This window comes from Paenibacillus sp. J45TS6, assembly GCF_018403285.1.
Taxonomy (GTDB): Bacteria; Bacillota; Bacilli; order Paenibacillales; family Paenibacillaceae; genus Paenibacillus.
Genome location: NZ_BOSJ01000095.1, coordinates 1 through 282 on the forward strand (window position 1 = coordinate 1; position 282 = coordinate 282).

Sequence of the window (282 nt, forward strand, 5' to 3'; positions counted from 1 at the left end):
AGCCTGAACATCTCAATTCTATCGGAATGGTCTTAGTGGTCAAACCTTTGATTGTTCCACCCGCATAGCGGGTGGTTTTTTGTTTCGCGCGTTTCACGCACTCAACTGGCTAAAGCCATAACAAAAAAGACACTACCTAATGGCAGTGTCTTTATCTATTGCTTGGCGACGTCCTACTCTCCCAGGACCCTGCGGTCCAAGTACCATCGGCGCTGGAGGGCTTAACGGTCGTGTTCGGGATGGGTACGTGTGGAACCCCTCCGCTATCGCCACCAAACAGGA

At 51.4% G+C, this 282-nt stretch carries 1 rRNA gene; it reads right to left on the minus strand.

The window, feature by feature from the left end:
• Positions 1–160 precede the first annotated feature (160 nt).
• Positions 161–277: ribosomal RNA gene (rrf, locus tag KJS58_RS25170) — 5S ribosomal RNA — on the minus strand.
• Between the last annotated feature and the right edge of the window lie 5 nt (positions 278–282).